This window comes from Streptomyces chilikensis (assembly GCF_001642695.1).
GTDB classification, from domain to species: domain Bacteria; phylum Actinomycetota; class Actinomycetes; order Streptomycetales; family Streptomycetaceae; genus Streptomyces; species Streptomyces chilikensis.
This window is the reverse complement of sequence record NZ_LWCC02000125.1, coordinates 1-9,228: the sequence shown is the minus strand read 5'-3', so window position 1 is coordinate 9,228 and position 9,228 is coordinate 1. Positions and strand designations below refer to the sequence as shown.

The 9,228-nt window shown below is 76.0% G+C and carries 8 protein-coding genes; 2 read left to right on the top strand and 6 right to left on the bottom strand.

Annotated features, from left to right (window positions below):
- Positions 1-207 precede the first annotated feature (207 nt).
- From A2U95_RS26430 to A2U95_RS26410, 5 genes are all read right to left on the bottom strand, one after another.
- Positions 208-1,356, bottom strand: a complete 1,149-nt coding sequence (locus A2U95_RS26430; protein ID WP_166027548.1) for an ATP-grasp domain-containing protein — start codon at positions 1,354-1,356, stop codon at positions 208-210.
- Between the two features lie 233 nt (positions 1,357-1,589).
- Complete coding sequence (locus A2U95_RS26425; RefSeq protein WP_166027546.1) at positions 1,590-1,799, bottom strand: hypothetical protein; 210 nt, start codon at positions 1,797-1,799, stop codon at positions 1,590-1,592.
- Between the two features lie 67 nt (positions 1,800-1,866).
- Positions 1,867-3,021 carry an MAB_1171c family putative transporter gene (locus tag A2U95_RS26420; RefSeq protein WP_166027544.1) on the bottom strand — a complete coding sequence of 385 codons (1,155 nt, stop codon included), beginning with the start codon at positions 3,019-3,021 and terminating at the stop codon, positions 1,867-1,869.
- Positions 3,018-3,542, bottom strand: coding sequence for a toxin-antitoxin system, toxin component (locus A2U95_RS26415; protein WP_240958174.1), 525 nt, complete (start codon positions 3,540-3,542; stop codon positions 3,018-3,020). The genes A2U95_RS26420 and A2U95_RS26415 overlap by 4 nt, the downstream gene beginning before the upstream one ends.
- A gap of 38 nt (positions 3,543-3,580) precedes the next feature.
- Positions 3,581-4,294: a helix-turn-helix domain-containing protein gene (locus A2U95_RS26410; protein ID WP_206283069.1), complete on the bottom strand. Its 714-nt coding sequence runs from the start codon at positions 4,292-4,294 to the stop codon at positions 3,581-3,583.
- A gap of 202 nt (positions 4,295-4,496) precedes the next feature.
- Here A2U95_RS26410 and A2U95_RS26405 point away from each other — a divergent pair, with 202 nt between their 5' ends.
- Entirely contained in the window at positions 4,497-5,177 is a 681-nt protein-coding gene (locus A2U95_RS26405) for an MmyB family transcriptional regulator (RefSeq protein ID WP_166027540.1), read from the top strand.
- A gap of 127 nt (positions 5,178-5,304) precedes the next feature.
- Here the strand turns inward: A2U95_RS26405 and A2U95_RS26400 are convergent, their stop codons facing one another.
- The gene (locus A2U95_RS26400; RefSeq protein ID WP_166027538.1) at positions 5,305-6,294 is read right to left on the bottom strand and encodes a DUF2510 domain-containing protein; all 990 of its coding nucleotides are present in this window, start codon (positions 6,292-6,294) and stop codon (positions 5,305-5,307) included.
- 226 nt (positions 6,295-6,520) lie between these two features.
- Here A2U95_RS26400 and A2U95_RS26395 point away from each other — a divergent pair, with 226 nt between their 5' ends.
- Complete coding sequence (locus A2U95_RS26395) at positions 6,521-9,193, top strand: ATP-binding protein (RefSeq protein ID WP_166027535.1); 2,673 nt, start codon at positions 6,521-6,523, stop codon at positions 9,191-9,193.
- Positions 9,194-9,228 lie beyond the last annotated feature (35 nt).

Here is a 9,228-nt window from a genome sequence, read left to right as displayed (position 1 = left end):
CCCGTGGTCCCCCCGTGGTCCCCCCGTGGTCCCCCCGTGGTCCCCCCGGACCCCCGGTCCTGTGGTGGGACGGACGGCCGCACTCCCCCCGGGCGCGGCCGTCCGTCCCATCCCCCGCACCGTTAAGAGCGCGCCGTACGCCTCTTGATACACCCCTCGAAAAATTTTTTTCCGGCACCCGTACGGGGAGGGAACCCAGGCTCCGGATCAGGCGCGCGCACCGGCCGCCGCGGACGCGGAGGACGTGCCGGCCGGCCCGTCGGCAGGGGGCGCGGACTGGGCCGGAACCGTCGGCAGCGCGGCCGCGGGCTCCTCCTCGCCCCACGGCGAACCCGCCGGACGCAGCCGCTGCGGGGCCGCCACCACGGCGTAGTCCGCCCCCAGGAACGGCGGCTCCAGGTCACCGGGGTCCTCGCCCAGCGCCAGACGGACCGCGGCCCACGGCGCGTTCAGCCCGCACAGCGAGAGCTGGTGCAGCCCGCCCGCCGCCCGGGTGTTGACGTCCAGCAGAACCGGTTCCCCACCGAACATGCGGAACTGGACGTTGGAGAGGTGGTGCAGTCCGAACCGCTCGGCGACCAGGCGGGCCGGGGCGATCCACCGCTCGTCGAGGGTGAACCCGCGGCGCCGGCCGTTCTTCGTCCGGCCCACGGCCATCCGCACCCGGTCGTCCGTACCGGTGAGGCAGTCCACCGAGACCTCCGGCTCCTCCAGCCGCGGCATCACCAGCCAGTTGACCTCGTCGCCGCTGTGCCGCAGCGCGCCGAGCACCATGTCCAGCGGGACGACGGGGCTGGGGAAGCCGTCCAGCTGAGCCATGGAGAACGGGCTGCGGGTCACCGTCCGGAACCCCACGCCGCCCGCTCCGGCGGCGGGTTTGAGGCAGGCCCGGTGCCCGTCGGCCTCCAGCTTCTCCACCGCCTCGACCAGTTCGTCCTCACCGCGCACCCGGAACCACGGCGGCACCGGGACCCCCATCTCGGCGACCCGCTCGTAGGCCGTCGCCTTGTCCTGGAACGCGGCCACGCCCTCGGCGGTCGGCGCCAGCAGCGCCGTGCCCACGGCCTCGAACTCGGCCCGGTGCGCGACGATCGCCTCCTGGTGCAGCCGCGGCACGAAGACGTCGATGCCGCGCCGCGCGCACTGGTCCAGGGCGAACTCGGCGTAGGCGGCGGGGGAGAGGCCCTCGGGCTCCATCGCCGCGGTGTCGGCGGCGGCGAGCACCGGCGAGTCGGGGTCCCCGTGGGTGGCGTGGATCTCCACCGCGCGGTCCTGCGGATTTCTCCGCAACTGATCCATGAAGAAGACGTTCTCCGCGTACGTGCGGTTGAGCCAGACGCGTACGCGAGAGATCATTCAGGCCGCCTTTCGGGTGTGCGGGCACGGCGAAGCAGCCGGCCCGGCCGGGGGTACACGCGTGTAGGAACACCGGACCGCGGGCAGAGAACCGGGGGGTTTCGAAGCGGCGGTGTCGGGCCGATCATAGAGCTTCGCGGGACGCGTTCCGCTACACGAGTGTTACGACTTCCCCCACCGCGTGTCGCCCCGGTCCCGGCACGGCCCGGACCCCCTCGCGGAACCCGCGGGCGCTACCGGCCCACCCGGCGCAGGAACGCCTCCTCGTTCCCCGCCAGACCCGCCTCGCGCAGCGCCCGGTCGGCCTCCGCGAGCACGGCGGGCGGCACCGCGGCGGGGCCCGCGCCCGCCTCCGCGAAAGCGGCCCGCACCGCGTTCAGCAGCCGCAGGTAGGCCTGCGCGGCACGGCGTTCACGGTCGGCCGGCACGCTGGTCGTGGTCATCCTCGGCATCTCCTCGGGCCGGTCGTCGGATCCTCGCCCCAGCCTGCCGGGCGCCACCGACAGCGCGTCACCCGCGCATGGCCCGCAGCGCCCGGGACAGCCGCACCAGGTCCTCCGGGCCGTCCGCCGGGGGCCCGGCCGTGCCGGGGCCGTCCGCGGCCGAGGCGCCGGCCGTGCCATGGGCCCGCACCGCGGCCACCACCATCACCGCGTCCGCCGCCACGCGCGCCCGCTCCGCCCCGGCGCCCGCCGCCACCGCGGCCGCCCGGGCCCGCTCCCGCACCACCGGGTCGAAGTGCGGGCACAGCGCGAGCAGCGCGTCGTGGATCTCGGCCTGCCGCTGCACCGCCCGCAGTGACGGCGGCGACCACCAGCCCACCCGCACCGCCGCCCGGCCGTCGTCGCCCGCCGCCGACACCGGACGCAGCTCCCGCCACAGCGGCGCCAGCGCGTGGTACGAACGCCACGCCGACCATGCGTCGCCGAGGAGCCGGGACGGCAGCGACCACAGCAGCGGCAGGGAGAACCCGGCCGCGCTCAGCACCCCGCCGCAGGCGGCCAGCGCCGGCGCGCCCCAGGTGCTCAGCCCGTCGAGGTTCCCGCCCGCCCAGCGCGCCGCCACCGCCGTCAGCTTCGCGACCGCGTAGAGCGCGCAGAACCCGAAGCCCAGGGCGATCAGCAGCAGCGAGGAACGCAACGGCCGCCCGCCCACCCGGCGGAGCCACCGCAGGCACAGGACGTTCATCGCCACCCCGGCCGCCAGCAGCGAGAACAGGTACAGCAGCACCATCTCGCGCACGAACGGGGTGGACGCGTAGTAGGTGTCGAAGTCCCGCAGCCGCTCCACCGGGGCGTCGCCGAGCGCGAACAGCACCCACATCACGGCGATCACCGCGCCGAAACCGGCCGTGCAGCGGACCGTCAGGCGCCGGGTCGCGCCCGGGGGGCCGCCGCGCCAGCTGATCATCAGCACCAGACTCGCCGCGCAGACGGCGGTGAGCAGCGAGTACACCAGCGGCGCCGACGCGTTGGGGACGCCGGTGAGCCGGTTGACGGCCACGATGGTGGGCGGCGCGGCGAACGTGAAGGCCAGCGCGGTGACCAGCAGCAGCGCGCACACCGAGCGCAGCAGCGGGTCCCGCCAGGAGCCCGGGGCGCGGCTCTTGAGCACCAGCGGCACCGCCATGGCCGCGGCCGGGACGTAGTAGCTGACGTCGTTCACGAACCGCCCGCCCGCTGCCTGCCCGTGGTCCGGTCCCCGCCCAGGGACGCCTCGATGCGCCGCACCAGGCCGTCGGGCCACGACGGGTCCGCGGCCGGCGGTGCGGCGGGCTCCCTGGCCGGCGGGACGGCCGGCGACCAGGCGCGGAAACGGCTCGCCAGCAGCAGGCCGAACCGCTCCGCCTCCGCCTCCTCCCACCGGTCGAACCGGGTCCGGGCGGCCACCGCCACCCCGTCCACCGGACCGCCCCGGTGCCCGGCCGCCATGTGCCACAGCTCGTGCCCCAGGATCACCAACTGGTGTCCGGGCGCCGTGCGTTCCTCGACCACCACCACGTCCTGGTCGGCGAAGTCGAGCCACAGGCCGCTGGCCGTACCGGCCGGGAAGGCCGCCGTGCGCAACCGCACCGGACGGCCCCGCAGACCGCTCATCACCGCGCACAGCGCCCGCAGGGTCTCCTCGGGCCCGGCGGAGGCCGGCAGGCGGAGCCCGGCCACCAGCGCGTCGCACAGCCGGCCCATCGCCCTGCGGGTGCGCAGCGTCCTGATCAGGGCCAAGGTCACGGCCCCGGCCGTCGGACGCTCTCCAGCAGCATGTCGAGCCACTCGGCGACCTTGTCGCGGTGCTGGTCGGTGGGGAGCTGGGCCGCCCGCCAGGCGATGCCGCGCACCCCGTGGTCGCGCAGCAGACGCTCCAGGGCGTCCTCGCTCCCGTGCTCGCCCTCGCCCTCCTCCGCCTCGCGGTCCGCCCGGCCGCGGCCCGCTCCCTCGCGGTCGTGCTCCCCGCGCCCGGGGCCCTCGCGGTCGGCCAGCCGGCGCAGCAGCTCCCGCTCGGTGCGCTGGAGCGCCCCGACCAGCGCCTCCGGGTCCTCCGCGGTCAGGAAGCCCGCGTGGACGCCGAAGAACCGCTGCAACGCGTCACAGTGCTCCATGGTGGGCCGCCGGTCGCCGTTGAGCAGGGCGCCGGCCTGCTGGCGGGACATGCCCGCCCCGTCGGCGATCTCCCGCTGGGTGTAGCGGCGGCCGTCCGGCCGGAGCCTGGTGCGGCGGAGCAGGTCGAGCCGCTGCAGGAACCGGGTCTGCACGTCGCGTTCGCCGCCCGGCCGGCCGTTCAGCAGGGCCTTCACCACGCCCTCCGGGACGCCCGAGGCCGCCGACAGCCGTGCCACGTCGAACACCTCGGCCCGGGGGACGCCGACCCGGTCGGCGAGCGAGCAGACCCGGGCGGTCACCGCCCGTAGCGGGGCGGCCTCTCCGGTCCCCCGGCCCTCCATGTCACCCGCCACCGCAGCTCTCCCGCGTCATGTCCGTCCGGACGCGGTGAGACTAGCGCTCACCCGGACTCCCCTCCAGGTCCCGCCACAACTGTGGCCGGATTCGGCCGTCAACACCCTTGAAATGCCACAATGGTTGACACGCGCGGTTCCCGACCGGGAGGATCAGCACCGCCGACGGGGCCGAGAGGGGGACCTCCCGATGACAGCTCGGGCAGGGGGCCGGCGCCCGCGACCGCGGCCGGGGCCCGACGAGGCCTATCTGAGGGACTACGCAGTGTTGCTGGAGGGCGTGCCCTTCCCGTCGGTGCTGCTCGACCGGGCCTGGGACGTGGTGCTCGCCAACACGGCGTTCACCGAGCTGTTCCGGTCGGTCGGACCGCACCCCACCGCCATGCCGGGCGACAACTTCCTGCGCTTCGTCCTCTTCCACCCCGACGCCGGCCAGGTGCTCGCCGACCGCGAGGTCCGCTGGTGCCTGCCCGCCCTCGCCCGGTTCGCCCACCTCGCCGAGCGGTACGGGGACGACCCGGTGCTTCAGGCGGTGCGGCGCGAGATCGCCGAGGACCCGCTGATGGAGGCCGCCTACCGGCAGGGCCTGCCGCACTGGGTCCGCACGGTGGGGGAGCGCGTCGCGCGCGAACACGACGGTTCGGTGCGGCAGTTGGTGCGCCCGGACGCGGAGCGCCCGGTGCGGGAGTGCCGCCTCGTGGTCGAGACGCCGTCCGCGTTCGCGGAACTGGGCTACGAGCGGATGACGATGGTGCTGCCCGGTCCCGACCCGGTGCCCGAGGTTCCCGAGGCCCCCGCGGCGCCCGAGCGCTCGCCGCGCGGCCGCGGCCACCTGTCGCTGGTGCACTCCGCCCCCCGTCACGAGCACTGAGCACGACGACGGGCCGGGCGGTTCGGCGCGGCCCGTGCCCTCGTGTCCCGCGACGCCTTCCCGCGCCGTGCCGGAGAAGGCCGGTTCCGCACCTCCTGGGCGCGGGACCGGCCTTCCGCACCCGCTCTCAGACCTCCTTGCCGGACCCCGGTGCGGCGCCCAGCTCGGACTTCTCGATGCCCTCGGTGATCTCCTCGATCACCGAGAGGTCCTCGCCCTTGTCGACACCGAACCGGACCACCACCATCCGCTCGGGGTCGGCGGGGGAGGGGAACGCCAGGGACTCCACGATCCCGTCCGGCCCCTCCTCGGTCACCGCCGTCCAGCGGACCCGGTAGCCCTTCTGCCCGGCCACCGTCACCGGGCCGGCGTCCAGTTCCTTGTGCGAGGTGATGGAGCCGTACGTGTCGCCGCCGTAGGAGTCCTCCATGTTGGCGGCGATGTCCGTGCGGGCCACCGCCTCGGCGGGGCCGTGCAGTCCCAGCCCCTCCGCCGACAGCGAGTAGGCGCCGCCCGGGGTGCAGTCCTCGGCGGGGTTGCCCGGGCAGGGATAGGTCTCGTCGAAGCCGATCTGCGCGCCCGCGTCGTGCGCGGACCCCGTCCACCCGTCCGGCAGCGGAAGGCTGATGCCGTTGGCCGGGTCCGCCACCGGCCCCTCGGTGATCTCCTCCGGGCTCTCGGGCGCCCCCTCCTCGCCCGGCGCGCCGTCGTCCTCGGGGCCGCCGCGCCCACCGGACGCCGAGGCGGTGGCCGGGTCCTCGTCCGCGTTGCCCAGCGCCAGCAGGCCCCCGGCCGTGCCGCCGGCCACCAGCACGACCGCGGCCACGATGCCGGCGGCCAGCGCCCCGCGCCGCCGCTCGGGGGGCGGCGCGCCGTACGCCGGATACCCGGGGTGGCCGGGGTACGCCGCCGCGACGGGGACCGCTCCGACCAGGGTGGGCTGCGCGGCGAACGCCTGCGGCGAGGAGCCGGCCACGGGCGGCCCGGGCGGCACCGGGGCGCCCGCGGGCACCGTGTGCTGTGTCCACGCGCCGCCGTCCCACCAGCGCACACCGATGGGACCGTCACTCGTATGCCCGGGGTCCGGGTACCACCCGGGAGGAATAGCCTGCGTCATGCGTCAAAGGTATGGGGCAACCGCGAAGGGCGGACGAGAGGGTCGGCGAACGGGCGGTCCCGCCCCCGGCGCCGGTCCCGCACGACGCCGTCGTCCTCCCGCGGCGCGCGCCCGGCCCCGGCGACACGTCCCGGGCACCGGACCGTGCATCGGACCGCGCGGCGGCCCTCGACGGGCTAGGCTCGAACGGCGGACGTGGGTCCGGTGACCTGGGGAGGGAACGGCATTGACGGAGGAACGGCCCGGTTCGGCCCTGCTCTGGGAGCGTGACGAAGAGGTCGCCGCCATCGAGCGGGCCGTCGACACCCTGTGCACCGGGCGCGCCCCCCACGGCCGGCTCCTGGTCCTGCGGGGCGAGGCCGGGATCGGCAAGACGGCGCTGCTGACCGAGGCCCACCGGATCGCCGAACTCCGCGGCTGCACCGTGTGGTCGGCGCGCGGCGGGGAGACCCTGCGCTCGGTGCCGTACAACGTGGTGCGCCGGCTCCTGCAGCCCTCGCTGCTGGCCCTCCTCCCCGAGGAGGCCCGCGAGTACCTCGGCGACTGGTACGACATCACCGGTCCGGCCCTCGGCATCGCCCGGCCCGGCGACGGGCAGCCCGACCCCGGCTCGGTCTGCGACGGTCTGGTCACCGCCGTCCGGCGGCTCGCGCGCCGCGAGTACCCGCTGGTCCTGCTGGTCGACGACGCCCACTGGGCCGACCTGGAGACCCTGCGCTGGCTCGCCGAACTGTGCGAGCGCCTGGAGGACACCTCCGTCCTGGTACTGGTCGCCTGCCGCACCGGCGAACTCGGCGGAGAGCGCGCCGCGTACCTCGACCGCGTCGTCCGGGCCGCCGGACCGGTCGCCTCGCTGCGGTCGCTCACCCCGCAGGCCACCGCCGGCCTCACCCGCGCCACCGTCGGCGCGCACGCGGACGACCCGTTCTGCCGCGAGGTGTGGGCGGTCACCGGCGGCAACCCGTACGAGACGGTCGAGCTCCTCGCCAAGGTCCGCGACGCGGAGATCGAGCCCGTCGAGGCGTCCGCCCACGAACTGCGCGACCTCAACCGCTCCGCCCGCGGCGGGGGCCTCGTCTCCCGCCTCGACAAGCTCGGCATAGAGGCCACCCGGTTCGCCTGGGCCGCGGCCATCCTGGGCACCGGCATCACCGTCGACCTGGTCGCCCGGCTGGCCACCCTGCAGCCGACCGTGGCCGAGCGGTGCGCCGGCATCCTCTGCGAGGCCCGCATCCTCACCACCCCCGACCCGCTCAAGCGGCAGACCATGGACGGCGAGCTCGAGTTCACCCACCCGCTGATCGAGTCGGCGGTCTACAACTCGATACCCGACAGCCTGCGCACCGCCATGCACGGCATCGCCGCCAAGGTCGTCACCGACTCCGGCCGCGGCGCGGCCGCCGCCTCCCGCCACCTGCTGCAGGTCCATCCCGACGACGACGAGGAGGTGGTCGAGCAGCTGCGCGAGGCGGCCCGCGCCCACCTCGCCGTCGGCGCCCCCGCCGCGGCCCGGGCCTGCCTGGAACGCGCCCTCAAGGAACCCCCGACCCCCGAGACCCACCCCCGGGTCCTCTACGAACTCGGCTGCGCCACCCTGCTCACCGCGCCCGCCGTCACCATCGGCCACCTGCGCAACGCGCTCGCCCTGCCGGGCCTCGACGTCGCCCGGCGCGTCGACGCGGTGGTCCGCCTCTCCCAGGCGCTCCTGCACAACGACCAGGTCGCCGAGGCCATCAGCACCGTGAAGGCCGAGGCGTCCCGCCACGAACACGGCCCCGCCCGGCTGCGCCTGCAGGCCTGCCAGTTCCTCTGGCAGGGCATCCACTCCGCCGGAGCCGACTCGCCCGAGCGCTCCCGGCACCTCGCCGAGCTCGCCGCCGCCTGCACCGGCCGCGACGACTCCGAGCGCGCCCTGCTGATCGTGCACGGCTTCGACGTGATGATGCGCGGCGGCGACGCCGACGAGGTCGTGGCCATCTGCGACCGCGCCCTGGTCAACGGCCGGCTCGCCCCCGGACTCGGCTGGACCGACAGCCGGTGGGGCTTCGAGCTGCCGCTGATGATCGCGTCCATCTACGCCTACACCGACCGCCTCGACCGCGCCGAGGCGCTCTTCTCCGAGGCGGTCCGCGAGTACGAGACGGCCGGCTGGAGCGGCGGCCACGTCTCGCTCTCCTACGGTTACCTGGGCCTCGCCCTGCGCCGCCGCGGCCGTCTGCGGGAGGCGGAGTCGACGCTGCGGGAGTCGCTGCGGCTCGCCGACCGGGTGGGCCACCGACTGCCGCTGCACTGGACCGCGTTCTGCAACCTCGTCGACACCCTGATCGCGCGCGGCCACCTCGACGACGCGATGGAGATCGCCGAGCGGTACGAGTTCGGCGCGCCCTACGCGTCGACGATCCTGCTGCCGGACGCCCGGTCGATCCGCGGCCGCCTGCTGCTGGCCGTGGGGCGCACCGACGAGGCCGTCGAGGAACTGGAGGCGGCGGGCCGGGCCGCGGCCGAACGGGGCCACCGCAACCACCTGGTGGCGCCCTGGGCCACCGACCTGGCGCGGGCGCTCGCCGACCGCGACCCCGAGCGGGCCCGGGAACTCGCCGCGACGGTGCGGGCCGGGGCGGAGAGGTCCGGCACCTGGACGGCGATCGGCGAGGCGCTGCGCTGCGAGGCCGCGCTGGCGCCCAGGCACCGGGCGGTGGAACTGGCGGGACGCGCGGCGAAGCTGCTCGAGGAGTCGCCCTGCCAGTACGAGCACGCCGCGGCGCGGGTCGAGTACGGCGAGCTGGCGGACTCGGTGACGGAACTCCGCCGGGGCCTCGCCCTGGCGGAGTCCTGCGGCGCGGACGCGGTGGCGGACCGGGCCCGGACCGCGCTGCGGAGCCTGGGCGCGGACGCCTGACCCGGCCGCCGCGCCCGCGGCCGGCGCCGGCGCCG